Source organism: Lysobacter dokdonensis DS-58 (assembly GCF_000770795.1).
Taxonomy (GTDB): domain Bacteria; phylum Pseudomonadota; class Gammaproteobacteria; order Xanthomonadales; family Xanthomonadaceae; genus Noviluteimonas; species Noviluteimonas dokdonensis.
The window spans coordinates 175,724-190,246 of sequence record NZ_JRKJ01000005.1 but is presented as its reverse complement, the minus strand read 5'-3'; the positions used below and the strand labels follow the sequence as shown (position 1 = coordinate 190,246).

Here is a 14,523-nt window from a genome sequence, read left to right as displayed (position 1 = left end):
CGGGCTCGTGCGTGAAAGGTTTCGGGGATTGTAGGGGGTTCTACAGCAGCTGGGCGCCCAGCGAGACCGGCGCGCGCGGGCGGCGCGCGAGCTCGGCGGCCATGCGGCGCGCGGCGGCGCGATAAGCCGCGGCGGCCTGCGACCCGGGGTCGGCGATGACCAGCGGCGTGCCCGCGTCGCCCTGCTGGCGGATGGCGATGTCCAGCGGCAGCGCGCCGAGCAGCGGCTTGCCGTATTGCGATGCGATGCGTTCGCCGCCGCCGTGGCCGAACAGGTGTTCGACGTGGCCGCAGTTCGAACACACGTGCACGGCCATGTTCTCGATCAGGCCCAGCACCGGCACCTCGACCTTCTCGAACATGCGCAACGCCTTGCGCGCATCGAGCGTGGCCACGTCCTGCGGCGTGGTCACCACCACCGCGCCGGCGACGGGGATCTTCTGCGCCAGCGTGAGCTGGATGTCGCCGGTGCCCGGGGGCAGGTCGACGATCAGGTAATCGAGCTGGCCCTCGCCGCCCCACAGGGTCTGTTCGAGCAGCTGCGTCAGGGCGGAGGTCGCCATCGGGCCGCGCCAGATCATCGGCGTGTCCTGTTCGACCATCAAGCCGATCGACATCGCTTCGAGCCCGTGCGCATGCATCGGTTCGATCGCCTTGCCGTCGGGGCTGTCGGGGCGGCCGGTGAGGCCGAGCATCGTGGGAATGCTGGGGCCGTAGACGTCGGCATCGAGCACGCCGACGCGCGCGCCTTCGCCGGCGAGCGCCATCGCGAGGTTCACCGCGGTCGTCGACTTGCCCACGCCCCCCTTGCCCGAACCCACCGCGATGACGTTGCGGATGCGCGGCAGCGGCGCGAGTTGGCCTTGCGGCGCGTGCGCGTCGATGCGCGTCTGCACCTCGAGGCTCGCGAGCTTCAGGCCTTCCGATGCGACGACCTCGGCGACCTGCGCGCGCAGCGCCTCGTGCCAGCTGGCTGCGGGATAACCGAGCGTGACGGCGACGGCGGCGTTGCCCTCGCTCACGGCGGCGCGGATGCGGGCGCCGGTATCGGCCAGCGTCAGGCCCGCGGCGGGGTCGCGAAGGGCGGCGATGCGGGATTCGAGCGGCGTCATGGGATTCGATGCGGGGGAAGCAGCGCATTGTAGGCTGAACCGTCGCGCGGGCCCGGCTTCCGTACGCATCCGGATGCGGTATAAAGCCGCCAACCCGGCGCTTTCAACCGCGGGCCATTCCAACGATCCCTGGGAGGGGACCATGCGCACCAAGTTCTTCGCCTCCGTGCTGGCGATGCCGCTGCTCGCGGCCGTATTCGCGACCTCGGCCCAGACGCCGGATCCGGTCATCGGCAAGTGGAAGACCTTCGACGACGAAACCGGCAAGGCGATGTCGATCACCGAGGTCTATCGCACCAAGAACGGCGGCATCGCGGCCAAGGTCGTCGAATCGCTCAACAAGCCCAACGCCACGTGCGACGAATGCTCGGGCGACAAGAAGGGCAAGCCCGTCGCCGGCATGCTGGTGTTCTGGGACGTGAAGCAGGAAAACGGCGCGTGGGTCGGCGGCAAGGGCTTCAAGCCTTCGACGGGCGACAACTTCAAGGTCAAGAGCGTCAAGGCCACGGCCGACGGCAAGCACCTGGAAGTCACCGGTTGCAAGCTGGTGTTCTGCCGCACCGGCAAGTGGGAAAAGGTCGACTGATCGTCGCGCACGCGCACGATCGCCTTCGGAAAGCCCGGCGCGAGCCGGGCTTTTTCGTGTCCGTGCCATAATCGCCGGCCCCGTTCGAACCACGCGCCATGCCTCGCAACGTCGCCGTTTCCTGCGCCCTGCCCTATGCCAACGGGCCCCTGCACCTCGGGCACCTGGTGGGCTACGTCCAGGGCGACATCTGGGTGCGCGCGCGGCGCATGTCGGGCGACGCGGTGCGCTTCGTGTGCGCCGACGACACGCACGGCACGCCGATCATGCTCGCGGCGGAAAAGGCCGGCACAACGCCCGAAGCCTTCATCGCCGCGATCCAGGCGCAGCACGAACGCGACTTCGCGGACTTCCACGTTGCGTTCGACCATTACGATTCGACCAACTCGCCGGCCAATCGCCAGCTGACCGAAGCGATCTACGCGGCGCTCGACGCGCGCGGGCACATCGCACGCCGCAGCGTGGCGCAGTTCTACGATCCGGCGAAGGGCATGTTCCTGCCCGACCGCTACATCAAGGGCATCTGCCCCAATTGCGGCACGCCCGACCAGTACGGCGACAACTGCGAGAACTGCGGCGCGACCTACGCGCCGACGGACCTGAAGGAGCCGCGCTCGGTGCTCAGCGGCGCCACGCCGGAGCTGCGCGATTCGGAGCATTTCTTCTTCGACGTCGGGCACTTCAGCGACTTCCTGCGCGGCTGGCTCGCAGGCGATGTCGCGATCCCCGGCGTCAAGGCCAAGCTGTCGGAATGGCTGGATGCCGAAGGCGGCCTGCGCGCGTGGGACATCTCGCGCGACGCGCCCTACTTCGGGTTCCAGATTCCCGGCCACCCGGGCAAGTATTTCTACGTGTGGCTCGATGCGCCGATCGGTTATCTCTCGGCGCTGCAGGTGCTGTGCGAACGCGACGGTGCCAACTTCATGCAGTACCTCGCGCATGACAGCGAGGCCGAACTGCATCACTTCATCGGCAAGGACATCGTGAACTTCCACGGCCTGTTCTGGCCGGCGGTGTTGCACGGCGCGGGCTTCCGCGCGCCGACGAAGCTCCACGTCAACGGTTACCTGACCGTCGACGGCGCAAAGATGTCGAAATCGCGTGGCACGTTCGTCATGGCGCGCACGTACCTCGACGCGGGCATCGACCCCGAGGCGCTGCGCTACTACTTCGCCGCGAAATCCGGCGGCGGCGTCGACGATCTCGACCTGAACCTGCACGACTTCGTCGCCCGCGTGAACAGCGACCTGGTGGGCAAGTTCGTCAACCTCGCCAGCCGCTGCGCGGGTTTCATCGAAAAGCGCTTCGGCGGCCAGCTCGCCGATGCCTTGCCGGATGCGGCGATGTACGCGCGGTTCGTCGACGCGATCCCGCAGGTCGCCGCCGCGTATGAAGCGAACCAGCCCGCCGCCGTGCTGCGCCACGTGATGGCGCTCGCCGACGAAGCGAACCGCTTCATCGACGACACCAAACCGTGGGTGCTCGCCAAGCAGGAAGGCGCCGATGCCCAACTGCAGGCCGTGTGCACGCAGGGCCTGAACCTGTTCCGCGTCCTCGCCGCGATGTTGAAGCCGGTGCTGCCGTTGTTGTCGCAACGCGCGGAAGGTTTCCTGCGCGCACCTGTGGTGGGTTGGCAGGACCTTGCGCAGCCGTTGCTCGCGCACCGCATCGACGCCTACGTCCCGTTGTTCACCCGCATCGACCCCAAGCAGATCGACCAGATGACCGAAGCCAGCAAGGACACCATGGCGCCCGTCGCCGCGCAGCCTGTCGCCGCGAAGGCCGCAGCCGCCAAGCCCGAAGCGCCGAAGCCCGCAGCCTCCGACGCCGCGCACATCGGCATCGACGATTTCGGCAAGCTCGACTTGCGCGTGGCGAAGGTGCTCGCGTGCGACTTCGTCGAAGGCTCCGACAAGCTGCTGCGCTTCGAACTCGACGCCGGCGAACTCGGCAAGCGCCAGATCTTCTCCGGCATCCGTGCGTCGTACGGGGAACCGGGGGCGCTCGTCGGCCGCAACGTCGTGTTCATCGCCAATCTCGCACCGCGCAAGATGCGCTTCGGCATCAGCGAAGGCATGATCCTGTCGGCCGGCGCCGACGGCGGTTCGCTGCACCTGCTCGACGCCCCCGACGCACCCGCGGGTTCGCCCGTCAAATAACGGCTGCGTGGTCGTGAGCGACATCGATCTCGTCGAACGCCTCGACCGCGTGTTGCCGCAAACGCAGTGCGGCCAATGCGGTTTCGCCGGTTGCCGGCCGTATGCCGAAGCGATGGCGCGCCGCGAAGCCGGCGTCGAACGATGCCCGCCCGGCGGCGATGCCGGTGCGCGCGCACTGGCGAGAGTCCTGGGTGTCGCGCCCGTGCCGTTCGACCGCACGCGCGGCGCGCACAAGCCGCCGATGCTGGCCTACATCGTCGAACCCGACTGCATCGGCTGTACCAAGTGCATCCAGGCCTGCCCCGTCGATGCGATCGCAGGCGGCAGCAAACACATGCACACCGTCATCGAACCGCTGTGCACCGGCTGCGAGCTGTGCGTGCCCGCCTGCCCGGTGGATTGCATCGTGATGATCGCGCCCTGAGTCTTGCTCAGTGCCGCCTGAGCGGTTCGCCGAACGTCAGCCAGAAACCGTTGTTGTCGCGCACGATGAATTCGCGCATGCCGTAAAAGGTGTCGTGCGGGCCTTCGAAGACGACCACGCCTTTCGGCAGCGCATCGAACAATGCGTCGACGCCTTCGACCTGCAGGTACAGGTCCGCATCGCGGCGTGGCGCATCGCTGGACTGGCCACCGCAGTTGAGCATCACGCGGCCGTCGCCATACCCGAGCAGCGCCCAAGTCAGCACGTCGTCTTCTTCCGCCGATTCCAGCAGGGTGAATCCGACGGCGACGTACCACGCGATCGTCGTGCGGATGTCGGGCACCTGCAGCATCGGCGTCAGCGTCGCCATGTGCGTCAGCGTTTCGCGCACGCCGAGCACACGCGCTCGACGGTGTAACCGCGCTGCTTCAACTGGGCGACCACCCCGTCCTTGCCCAGCAGGTGCAGGCTGCCGACGACGGCGAGCGTGTCGTCGGTGCTGCCTTTCTTCTCCAGGCGCTGCACGAGCTTCGGAACCCAGGCATCGTTGCGGTCCTTGTTGATGCGCTTGTACAGCGCCGGGTATTCGTCGCGGAATTCGACGCCGAGCGTCTTCCACAACGCATCGACATCGCCGGCGCGCCACTGTGCATGCATGCGTTCGATCGCGGCGCTGCCGTTGTCGTCCTCGTCAAGCGATTCGGCGAGCATCTGCAGTTGCTCGTGCGACGTCATCGACTCGAAGAACGCGATCTGCTGCATGCCGCTTTCCAGCCCGCCGGTGCGCTTGCCCTGCTGCGTGGCCGCCTTGCCAAGGTGATTGTCCAGGCCGATCTCCGAATTGAAGCCCGCCTTGCGCGCTTCCATGATCGTGATGAACAGGCTCGCGAACCAAGGCTTCATCGTGTCGAACTGCGTCTTGCGCAAGCCACTGGTCCTCAGCCATGCGTCGAGGCGCGCACGCAAGGCGGGCGTCAGGTCGCTGTCGAGCGACGTGCCATCGGTCCGCTGGCCGGCCTGCACCATCTTGCGGCCAATGTCGGGGGAGGTCATTTCCTCCGGCGACATTTCGAAGATCACTTCCTCCGCATCTGCGAGCGCGTCGTCGACATCCTTCGACAACGGGTAGTCGCTCTCGCGCAGCATGTGGAAGGAGCCGAGCAGGTAAACGCTGTTGTCCTTGTCGGAGACCTTCCACAGCAACGGCACGGGTGCGGCGGACTTCGCCGGTTCCGCCGAATCGGCCGCGAGGGACGGAACGGCGGCGATCAGGGCGAGTACCGACGCGAGCAACGTGATGCGACGCATGGAGATCCTTCGATCAGTGTTTGGCGTACACGCGCTCGCCGGCTTCGACCGCGAGGTCGAGGCGGTTGGCGACGGGCGGCAGCGGACAGGTGGCGAATGCGGTGAACGCGCACGGCGGATTTTCCGCACGGTTGAAGTCGATGGTGATCTGCTGGTTCGCGGCCGGGCGCGCGAGGTCGAGGTAACGGCCGGCGGGATAACTGCCGTGGCCGCTGGTGCGATCGGCGAAGACGAGGAACAGCGTCGGCTCGCCCTGGTCGAGCAATTCGAGGCGATGCGTCTTGCCCGCGTGCGTGAATTCCACGGCGCCGGGGTTGGCGACTTGTTCGACCATGTTGACGATGTTGACGATCGGCAACGTCGTGCCGGCCGGGTGCGGCACGAAGCGCCCGGTGACTTTCCATTCCGGGCCGCCGGGCCAGTACTGGATGCCTGCGAAGTGCGCGCGCGCCTCGGCGTCGCCGTGCTTGACGCGCAGCGCGAAACGATCGCCGCGCTTGATGATGGTCGCCACGCCCTTGCCGTCGTCGAAGCCGATCTTGTTCGGGCCGCCTTCGTCCGCATCGCTCTTGAGGACGACCGCGCCGGTGAGCGGCGCGCCGTCGAGCGTGAACGCCGTGCCCTTGTCCGGCACGAAGCGCACGTGGCCATCGGCGCCAAGGTCCAGCATGCCGAAGTGTTCGGGCCCCTTCGCCATGCGGATGCCGTTGCTGCCCGCGGTACCGGCGTAGTGCGACCCGCGTTCGATCCAGTGCAGGCCGACGACCGACGTCCAGCCTTCCGGCGCCGTGAGTTCGGCGACGCGTTCATCGCGCCACGGTTTTTCCGATGCAGCGAATGCACGCGCGCGTGCTTCCGCCGCGGCGCGCGCCGCCGCCTCGTCCTCGCCCTTGTCGCACGCGCCGAGCATCAGCGCGCAGGCGAGCAATGCCGCCGTCGTCCCCTTCCCCTTCATCTTCAACGCCCTCGCAGGAACCATTTGTCGATATCGCCCAGGCCGAAGCGCGTCCACGTGGGCCGGCCGTGATTGCACTGGCCGGACCGTTCGGTCGCTTCCATCTGCCGTAGCAGCGCGTTCATTTCGGCGATGGTGAGGCGGCGGTTGGCGCGCACCGCGCCGTGGCAGGCCATCGTGCCCAGCAATTCGTCGCGTGCGGCGGCGACGCGGCGCGACTCGCCGTGTTCGCGCAGGTCGGCGAGCACGTCGCGCAACAGCGCTTCGACATCGCCGTCGGCGAGCAACGCGGGCACGCTGCGCAGCAGCAGGGAACCGGGGCCGCTGCGCGTGAGCTCGAACCCCAGCGTGGCGAGCGTGGCCGCTTCGCGTTCGGCGACGTCGGCTTCGCGCTCGGACACCGCGACGTTCATCGGCACCAGCAGCGGTTGCGTGCGCAGGCCCTCGCCGTCGTGCGCATGCTTCAATTGTTCGTAGCCGATGCGCTCGTGCGCGGCGTGCATGTCGACGACCACCAGGCCGTCGGCGTTCTCGGCGAGGATGTAGATGCCGTGGAGCTGCGCGATGGCGAAGCCGAGCGGCGGCGCGGCGTCGTCGCTTGCGTCGGGCATCGGCATCGGGCGCGGCGGTTCGGCCAGTGCGACATCGCTGTCGTTGCCGGCGTACAGCGCGGCGTAGGCGGCGCGCGCTTCGCCGACCCGCAGCGACAAGCCCGACTGATCCGCGCCGGTCCATGACGGGCCGACCCAGGTGCGCGCGGGTTGTTCGGCAACAACGGGCACAGCGCCTTCAGCGGACAATCCCGCCCGCGTTTCCGCCAACGCCGCATGCAGCGTGCGATAGACGAAGTCGTGTACCAGGCGCGATTCGCGGAAGCGCACTTCGTGCTTGGCCGGATGGACGTTGACGTCGACGGTGCGCGGGTCGAGTTCGAGGAACAGCACGTACGCCGGCTGGCGGCCGTGGAAGAGCACGTCGGCGTAGGCCTGCTTCACCGCATGCGCGACGCTGCGGTCGCGCACGCTGCGGCCGTTGACGTACAGGTATTGTTGATCGGCGCTGGCGCGGTTGTAGACCGGTTGCGCGATCCAGCCGTGCAGGCGCAAGCCGGCGCCGGCGTGCTCGACGCGCAATGCGTGCTTCGCGAATTCTTCGCCCAGCGTTTCGAACAGGCGATCGGTGGAGGCGAGCATGCCGTCGCCGCGATAACGCCGCGCGGGGCGGCCGTTGTGCGAGACGCGCAGTTCGACATCGGGGCGTGCGAGCGCGAGCGAACGCAGCCATTCCTCGATGTGCCCGAGCTCGGTGCGCTCGGCGCGCAGGAACTTGCGGCGCGCAGGCACGTTGTAGAACAGGTCGCGCACCTCGACGGTGGTGCCGTGCGGATGCGCCTTCGGTGCGATTTCGCCGACGCGACCGCCGTCGACCTGCAACGCGGCGCCGTGTTCGGCGTCGGTGCGTCGGGAGGCCAGCGTGAAGCGGCTGACGGAGGCGATCGACGGCAACGCTTCGCCGCGGAAGCCGAGCGTGGCGACGGCCTCGAGGTCGTCGAGCGACGCGATCTTGCTGGTGGCGTGGCGCGACACCGCGAGCGGAAGTTCTTCGGGCGCGATGCCGCCGCCGTCGTCGCGCACGCGGATCAGGCGGATGCCGCCTTCTTCGAGGTCGATCTCCACGCGGCGTGCGCCGGCGTCGAGCGCGTTTTCGACCAATTCCTTGACGACGGACGCGGGCCGCTCGACCACTTCGCCAGCGGCGATCTGGTTGATGAGGGTGTCGGGGAGTTGGCGGATGGGCACGCCGGAATGATACCGGCTGGATGCCCCGTCTTAGCGGCTGCCCGCGGCCGACGCCGTGGGGTTCTCCATCGCCTGCGCGCGTGCGGCGTACAGCGTGCCCGGCGGCGGCTGGCGGGTGAAGTACATGTTGACCCCGTCGAGGATGGCGCGCGCGAGGTCCCGCTGGTGCGCGGGGTCGTTGAGGCGGCGTTCTTCTTCCGGGTTGGTGATGAACGCGGTCTCGACCAGCATCGAGGGGACGTCGGGCGAACGCAGCACGACGAAGTTCGCGCGCTCCACGCTCGCCTTGTGCGTCTTGCCCAGTTTCTTCAGGCCGCTCAGCACGTGGCCGGCGATGTCTTCGGACGCCTTCATCGTCGCGCTCTGCGACAGATCCAGCAGCACCGAGGCCAGCGTGTTGTCCTTGTCCTGCAGGCGAACGCCGCCGACCAGGTCGGCCGCGTTTTCCTGGTTCGCCAGCCAGCGCGCGGCCTGCGACGAGGCGCCGCGCTGCGAGAGCACGAACACCGACGAGCCGTTGGCGTCGGGGTTGTTGAACGCATCGGCGTGGATCGACACGAACATGTCCGCCTTTGCCGCGCGCGCCTTCTGGTAGCGCTGCGCGAGCGGGATGAACACGTCGGTGTCGCGGGTGAGGTAGGCCTTCAGGCCGGGCGTCGCGTTGATCTGGCGCGCGAGTTCGCGGGCGATGGCGAGCGTCACGTCTTTTTCGCGCGTGCCCTTGCCGCCGCGCGCGCCGGGATCCTGGCCGCCGTGGCCGGCGTCGATGGCGATCACGAGCGGGCGCATGCCCGCGTTGCGCAACTGCTGCATCGACTTGGTCGCGCCGGGCGGCGGCGTGGCCGAAGCGATGGGCGCGGGAACGATGACAGGCGTCGCGGGGGCCTTCGTCGACGACGCAGGCGGCTGCGTGACGGCGGGCCCGGCGCCCGGCGGCGGATTCGGAAGCGTGGCGACCAGGCGCGACGTCGCTTCCGCGGATCGCGCTGCGGTTTCCTGCGGCGTCGGCTCGGGCTTGGTCGCGAACGCGCCGATCGGGTCGAGCGTGGGCTGCACGGGAACGACGGCGGTCGACGGCGCCTTGCCATCGCCCGGCCATTCGAGCACCAGGCGCGTCACGCCGTCGGTGGTCTCCATGCGCGGCTGCAGGCCGACGACCGGCGCGGCGAGGTCGAACACGATGCGCACGGTGCCCGGTACCGGCTGGCCGCTGCGGACGGATTTCACCACGCCGGCGCCGGTGGGCATCGCGAAATGGCGGAGTTTCGAGGACGGCAGGTCCACGACCAGGCGGTCGGGGCCGGCGAGGGAAATGGTCGAGTAGCTGGCGGGACCGTCGAGGAGGAGTTCGGCGCGGGTGCCGGTGGCGCCCTCGCGGAGGGTCAGGTCCTTGATTTCACCGGCGCGCGCGATGTTCCAGCACAGCGCGAAGACGAGCGCTGCGCCGAGAGCCCATTGCTGCACGGTGGCCCCTTTGATCCGCATGCCGCGGAGTTAAGCACCGGCCGGTAGGTTTTGCAACCACTTTTTCCTTATCAATCCGGGACCTGCCGATGGTTCCTCTCAGGGAGGGGGAACAAACGCATGCAAGTCCGGGTGACCGGCCAAACGGCCCAACCACTCGTCGCCCACCGGCGACCCCGCGACGGCGTCCAGGGACCGCCCGTCGCCTTCCAGCGCGAGCTGGACGTCGAGGTCCGCCGGAGGCAGCGCACGGCCGCCGCGCTCGGGCCATTCGACCAGCCACAGCGTGCCCTCGCCCGCATCGAGGCCGAGGAACTCGAGCTCGCCCGGATCGCCGATGCGATACAGGTCCAGATGCAACGCATCGCCGCCGCCGTCGAGCGGGTAGCGCTCGACGAGCGTGTACGTCGGACTGCGGATCGCGCCTTGCACGCCGAGTGCGCGCAACAACGCACGCGCGAACGTCGATTTGCCTGCGCCGAGATCGCCGCGCAAATGCACCACCGCGCGCGCCGGGCGCGAGCGCGCGAACACCGCGGCGATGCGATCGGTGGCGTCGGGATCGGGCAGATGCGCGCGCATGTCAGCGCAGCGCATCCGGATTGGCGAGGCGACGCAAACGCGGCAACAGATCCGACGGCATCAATCCGCGCTCGCCGCCATCGCGCGCGGCGTCATCGCCTGCGCTCGCATGCAGCAACGCACCGACGCACGCCGCGTCGAACGCCGGCATGCCCTGCGCACGCAACGCTGCGATGACACCGGTGAGCAGATCGCCCATGCCGCCGACGGCCATGCCGGGATTGCCCGCGCCGATCACGCCCGCGCGGCGTCCGGTTTCGGCGACGACGGTGCCCGCGCCTTTCAACACGACGACCGCGCCGAATTTCTCGGCGATGGCGAACGCGGCGCCGTGGCGATCGCGCTGGATGTCCTGCGTCGACATGCCGAGCAAGCGCGCCGCCTCGCCCGGATGCGGCGTGAGAATGGTGCCCGCGGGAAGCGAGACGTTTTCGCGCGTGGCGAGCAGGTTCAACGCATCGGCATCGAGCACGAGCGCCTTGCCCGAACCCAGCGCAGCGCCGAACAGCACGCGCCCCCACACGCCCTGCCCCAGGCCGGGTCCGGCGGCGACGACATCCGCGCGCTCGAGTTGCACCGCGAGGTCTTCGCTACGCTCCACCGCGCGCGCCATCGCCTCGGGCCGGCGCGAAAGCAATGCACCGATATGTTCTTCGCGCGTGGCGACATCGACGAGCCCGGCGCCCGCGCGCAACGCGGCCTCTGCACACAACACGATCGCGCCGCCGCTGCCGTGGTCGCCGCCGAGGCACAGCACGCGGCCCGAATCGCCTTTGTGCGCGTCGCGACGGCGCGGACGCAACACGCCCTTCAACGCATCGGGCAACAGCAGGGCCGAATGCGGTTCGATGCCTTCGAAGATCGTCGATGCGACCTGCAATTCGGCGAGTTCCAGCCGGCCGCGCAGCGTCATCGCAGTGCCGGTGTGCAACCCTGGCTTGGGCACGATGAACTCGAGCGTGCGCGTCGCGACCACCGCCGCGCCGGGCACCGCGCCGGTGTCTGCGTCGATGCCGCTCGGCACGTCGAGCGACAACCGTGGTGCCGCGTGCACGTTGACCGCATCGATCAACGCCTTGGCATTGCCTTCCGGCGCTCGCGACAAGCCGATGCCGAACAGCGCATCGACGATGAGGTCGGCGGGTGGCAACGCATCGATGAAGGTTTCGATGCGGCCGTTGCGCTGGCGGAACTCGTCGCACGCGCGCTGCGCGGCGGGCGTAGACGAGGAATGCTCGGCCAGGCGCACGACGCGCACGTTGCGCCCGGCTTCCAGCGCCAGGCGGGCGAGCACGTAGCCGTCCCCGCCATTGTTGCCGGGGCCGCACACCACGACGATGCGTTGCGCCTGCGGCCAGTGGCGCAGCGCGCAATGCCACGCCGCGCGGCCGGCGCGGCGCATCAGCTCGAACGCGTCTCCGCCCAATTCGGTGGTGGCGCGCGCATCCAGCGCGCGCGCGGCCTTCGTGTCGTACAGCGCCAGGGTCGCAAGCATCGGTGGATTCTATACTTGGCACGTGGTCCCCCTTTCGCCAATGCCGTCGCAACCTGCACCAGAGGGCAGCGTCCTCGCCGGGCAGATCCGTGCGCTCGCCCGCGACCTCGGGTTCCAGCGCGTGGGCATCGCCGGCGTGGACCTGGACCAGGACGAGGGCCACTTGCGCGACTGGCTGGCGCAGGGGCTCTACGGGTCGATGGACTGGATGGCGCGGCACGGCGACAAGCGATCGCGGCCGGGGGAACTGGTCCCCGGCACCGTGCGCGTGATCTCGGTGGGCCTGGATTACGCGCAGGACGATGAATTCGCGTGGCGCACCCTGGCCGACGGCGAACGCGCCTACGTCGCGCGTTACGCGCTGGGCCGCGACTACCACAAGCTCATGCGCAACCGCTTGCAGACGCTGGCCGATCGGATCGCGGCGCTCGTCGGGCCGTTCGGGCATCGCGTGTTCGTGGATTCGGCGCCGGTGCTGGAACGCGCGCTGGCGCGCAATGCGGGGCTGGGCTGGATCGGCAAGAACACGTGCCTGATCGATCGCGACGCGGGCTCGTGGTTCTTCCTCGGCGAGGTGTTCGTCGACATTCCGTTGCCGATCGATCCGCCCGCGAGCGCGCACTGCGGTTCCTGCCGGCGTTGCATCGACGTGTGTCCGACGCAGGCGATCGTGGCGCCCAACCGGCTCGATGCGCGGCGCTGCATTTCCTACCTGACGATCGAGCATGAGGGCAGCATCGATCCGGAACTGCGCCCGCTGATGGGCAACCGCATCTTCGGGTGCGACGACTGCCAGCTGATCTGTCCGTGGAACAAGTTCGCCAAGCGCACCGACGAACCCGATTTCCGCGCACGCAACAATCTCGATACGGCGACGTTGCCGGAGTTGTTCGCGTGGTCGGAGGACGATTTCCTCCGGCGGACGGAAGGGTCTGCCATCCGGCGCAGCGGATATGCGCGATGGTTGCGCAATATCGCGGTGGCGTTGGGAAATGCGCCGACGACGCCGGAGGTGTTGCGGGCGTTGGAGTCACGACGGGATGTGGAGGATCCCGTCGTGCGCGAGCATGTGGCGTGGGCGATCGCGCGTCACGCTTCGCGCTGAAGTCAGCGTTCGCGCAGGATCTCGTCCAGCAGCGCGCGTGTCACGGGGTCGGCGACTTCGGCTTTCTGCCCGCGCATCGCGGGTAGCAGGGAATTGGCGACCTGCTTGCCCAGTTCGACGCCGAACTGGTCGAACGCATTGATGCCCCACGCGACCGACTGCAGGTACACGCTGTGCTCGTACAGCGCGATCAGCGCACCGAGCGAGCGCGGCGTCAGCGCATCGAGCAACACCATCGTGCTCGGGCGGTTGCCGGCGTAGCGGCGGTGCGGGTCGTCGTTGTCCTGGCCGTTGGCGAAGGCTTCGGTCTGCGCGAGCAGATTGGCGAACAACGCGCGGTGGCTTTCGCGGTTCGGATGGTCGGCCTGGATCGTGCCGACGAAATCGCCGGGAATGACATCCGTGCCCTGGTGCAGCGCCTGGAAGAAGCTGTGCTGCACGTCGGTGCCCGCGCCGCCCCACCACACGGGCACGGTGTCCTCGGCGACGGGCGAACCATCCAGTCGCACGGACTTGCCGAGGCTTTCCATCACCACTTGCTGCAAATGCGCGGGCAGCAACTTCAACCGATCGTCGTAGGCGAAGACCCCTTGCGTCGAATAGCCGAGCGCGTTGCGATTCCAGATCGCGGTCAGCGCATGCCAGTAGACGAGGTTTTCGCGCGGCGCGGCCTGCAATACATGTGCGTCCATTTCGCCCGCGCCGGCGAGCAAGGCTTCGAACGCAGGCATGCCGAGCGCGAGCGCGATCGGCAAGCCGACCGCCGACCACAACGAATACCGGCCGCCGACCCAATCCCACATCGGCAGGATGCGCGCTTCGGGGATGCCCCACTCCGCCGCGCGTGCGACGTTGGCGGTGACGGCGAGCAGCCGGCTGTCGTCGCCGAGCCATTCGCGCACGATGCCGCCGTTGAGCAGCGTTTCCTGCGTGCCGAAGGTCTTCGACACGACGATGGCGGCGGTGCGCTTCGGGTCGAGCCCCGCGAGCACGCGCTGTGCGGCGGCACCGTCGACGTTCGAGATGAAATGCACGCGGAAGCGGCCCGGGCGTGGCGGCGACAGCGCATCGACGACCAGCCGCGGCCCGAGGTCGGAGCCACCGATGCCGATGCTGACGACATCGGTGACGGGCGTGTCCTGCAAGGCGTCGACCACGCGTCGCATGCGCGTGATGGCGGCCTGCGCTTCTTCATGCGCGGCCACCGCGATCGGCGCATCGCTCAACGCGCTGCGCAAGGCCGTGTGCAGCGCGGCGCGGTCTTCGGTCGGATTGACACGCTTGCCGTCGAACTGGTCGCGGACGCGTTCGGGGAATTGCGCGGTGTCGGCGAGCGCGAACAACGCGTCGATGGCGGCGGCGTCGTAACGCTGGCGCGCGAAGTTGGCGTAGAGCGGGCCGATGCGCAATGCGAGGTCGGTCGCGCGCGCCGGTGTTTGCGCGAGAACGCGGATCGGCGTGCCCGCCAGGCGCGCGGCGTGCGCGCGCAGGGCCTCGAAGTGCTGCTTGAAGGGGCTGGCGTCCATGCGCCCCAG

The 14,523-nt window shown here is 68.8% G+C and carries 12 protein-coding genes and 2 pseudogenes; 4 read left to right on the top strand and 10 right to left on the bottom strand.

Going from position 1 to position 14,523, the window contains the following annotated elements; genetic code table 11:
* Window positions 1-40: 40 nt before the first annotated feature.
* Window positions 41-1,111: an iron-sulfur cluster carrier protein ApbC gene (gene apbC / locus LF41_RS05490; protein WP_084073406.1), complete on the bottom strand. Its 1,071-nt coding sequence runs from the start codon at window positions 1,109-1,111 to the stop codon at window positions 41-43.
* Window positions 1,112-1,253: 142 nt separating this feature from the next.
* Between apbC and LF41_RS05485 the strand changes: the two genes are divergently transcribed.
* From LF41_RS05485 to rnfB, 3 genes are all read left to right on the top strand, one after another.
* Entirely contained in the window at window positions 1,254-1,697 is a 444-nt protein-coding gene (locus tag LF41_RS05485) for a DUF2147 domain-containing protein (RefSeq protein WP_036166967.1), read from the top strand.
* A gap of 98 nt (window positions 1,698-1,795) precedes the next feature.
* Window positions 1,796-3,856 (top strand): methionine--tRNA ligase, encoded by a 2,061-nt coding sequence (gene metG / locus LF41_RS05480; protein ID WP_036166966.1) that lies wholly within the window; start codon window positions 1,796-1,798, stop codon window positions 3,854-3,856.
* A gap of 13 nt (window positions 3,857-3,869) precedes the next feature.
* Window positions 3,870-4,280: an Rnf electron transport complex subunit RnfB gene (rnfB, locus tag LF41_RS05475; RefSeq protein ID WP_084073410.1), complete on the top strand. Its 411-nt coding sequence runs from the start codon at window positions 3,870-3,872 to the stop codon at window positions 4,278-4,280.
* A gap of 7 nt (window positions 4,281-4,287) precedes the next feature.
* Here rnfB and LF41_RS05470 read toward each other — a convergent pair whose 3' ends face one another.
* The 8 genes and pseudogenes from LF41_RS05470 to LF41_RS05440 all read right to left on the bottom strand — a co-directional run bounded on the left by LF41_RS05470 (window position 4,288) and on the right by LF41_RS05440 (window position 11,883).
* Window positions 4,288-4,650, bottom strand: a complete 363-nt coding sequence (locus LF41_RS05470; RefSeq protein WP_161786930.1) for a VOC family protein — start codon at window positions 4,648-4,650, stop codon at window positions 4,288-4,290.
* A gap of 5 nt (window positions 4,651-4,655) precedes the next feature.
* Window positions 4,656-5,588: a TraB/GumN family protein gene (locus LF41_RS05465; RefSeq protein ID WP_036166962.1), complete on the bottom strand. Its 933-nt coding sequence runs from the start codon at window positions 5,586-5,588 to the stop codon at window positions 4,656-4,658.
* A 13-nt stretch (window positions 5,589-5,601) separates the two neighbouring features.
* Window positions 5,602-6,543, bottom strand: coding sequence for a DUF1684 domain-containing protein (locus LF41_RS05460; protein WP_036166960.1), 942 nt, complete (start codon window positions 6,541-6,543; stop codon window positions 5,602-5,604).
* Window positions 6,544-6,545: 2 nt separating this feature from the next.
* A pseudogene (locus tag LF41_RS17350) lies at window positions 6,546-7,139 on the bottom strand (DNA mismatch repair MutL family protein); the annotation flags it as partial.
* A gap of 59 nt (window positions 7,140-7,198) precedes the next feature.
* Window positions 7,199-8,342: pseudogene (mutL, locus tag LF41_RS17345) on the bottom strand (DNA mismatch repair endonuclease MutL); the annotation flags it as partial.
* Window positions 8,343-8,372: 30 nt separating this feature from the next.
* Complete coding sequence (locus LF41_RS05450) at window positions 8,373-9,827, bottom strand: N-acetylmuramoyl-L-alanine amidase (protein WP_036166956.1); 1,455 nt, start codon at window positions 9,825-9,827, stop codon at window positions 8,373-8,375.
* A 78-nt stretch (window positions 9,828-9,905) separates the two neighbouring features.
* On the bottom strand, window positions 9,906-10,388 hold the full coding sequence (gene tsaE / locus LF41_RS05445) for a tRNA (adenosine(37)-N6)-threonylcarbamoyltransferase complex ATPase subunit type 1 TsaE (protein ID WP_152599905.1): 483 nt from the start codon (window positions 10,386-10,388) through the stop codon (window positions 9,906-9,908).
* A 1-nt stretch (window position 10,389) separates the two neighbouring features.
* Window positions 10,390-11,883 (bottom strand): bifunctional ADP-dependent NAD(P)H-hydrate dehydratase/NAD(P)H-hydrate epimerase, encoded by a 1,494-nt coding sequence (locus LF41_RS05440; RefSeq protein WP_036166950.1) that lies wholly within the window; start codon window positions 11,881-11,883, stop codon window positions 10,390-10,392.
* Between the two features lie 40 nt (window positions 11,884-11,923).
* Between LF41_RS05440 and queG the strand changes: the two genes are divergently transcribed.
* Entirely contained in the window at window positions 11,924-12,988 is a 1,065-nt protein-coding gene (gene queG, locus LF41_RS05435; RefSeq protein WP_036166948.1) for a tRNA epoxyqueuosine(34) reductase QueG, read from the top strand.
* A gap of 2 nt (window positions 12,989-12,990) precedes the next feature.
* Here queG and pgi read toward each other — a convergent pair whose 3' ends face one another.
* Complete coding sequence (gene pgi, locus LF41_RS05430; protein WP_036166945.1) at window positions 12,991-14,514, bottom strand: glucose-6-phosphate isomerase; 1,524 nt, start codon at window positions 14,512-14,514, stop codon at window positions 12,991-12,993.
* Between the last annotated feature and the right edge of the window lie 9 nt (window positions 14,515-14,523).

Coding starts and splice junctions, on each gene's coding strand:
- apbC (WP_084073406.1), bottom strand. CDS start 1,111: ATGACGCCGCTCGAATCCCGCATCGCCGCCCTTCGCGACCCCGCCGCG.
- LF41_RS05485 (WP_036166967.1), top strand. CDS start 1,254: ATGCGCACCAAGTTCTTCGCCTCCGTGCTGGCGATGCCGCTGCTCGCG.
- metG (WP_036166966.1), top strand. CDS start 1,796: ATGCCTCGCAACGTCGCCGTTTCCTGCGCCCTGCCCTATGCCAACGGG.
- LF41_RS05470 (WP_161786930.1), bottom strand. CDS start 4,650: ATGGCGACGCTGACGCCGATGCTGCAGGTGCCCGACATCCGCACGACG.
- LF41_RS05465 (WP_036166962.1), bottom strand. CDS start 5,588: ATGCGTCGCATCACGTTGCTCGCGTCGGTACTCGCCCTGATCGCCGCC.
- LF41_RS05460 (WP_036166960.1), bottom strand. CDS start 6,543: ATGAAGGGGAAGGGGACGACGGCGGCATTGCTCGCCTGCGCGCTGATG.
- LF41_RS05450 (WP_036166956.1), bottom strand. CDS start 9,827: ATGCGGATCAAAGGGGCCACCGTGCAGCAATGGGCTCTCGGCGCAGCG.
- tsaE (WP_152599905.1), bottom strand. CDS start 10,388: ATGCGCGCGCATCTGCCCGATCCCGACGCCACCGATCGCATCGCCGCG.
- LF41_RS05440 (WP_036166950.1), bottom strand. CDS start 11,883: ATGCTTGCGACCCTGGCGCTGTACGACACGAAGGCCGCGCGCGCGCTG.
- queG (WP_036166948.1), top strand. CDS start 11,924: ATGCCGTCGCAACCTGCACCAGAGGGCAGCGTCCTCGCCGGGCAGATC.
- pgi (WP_036166945.1), bottom strand. CDS start 14,514: ATGGACGCCAGCCCCTTCAAGCAGCACTTCGAGGCCCTGCGCGCGCAC.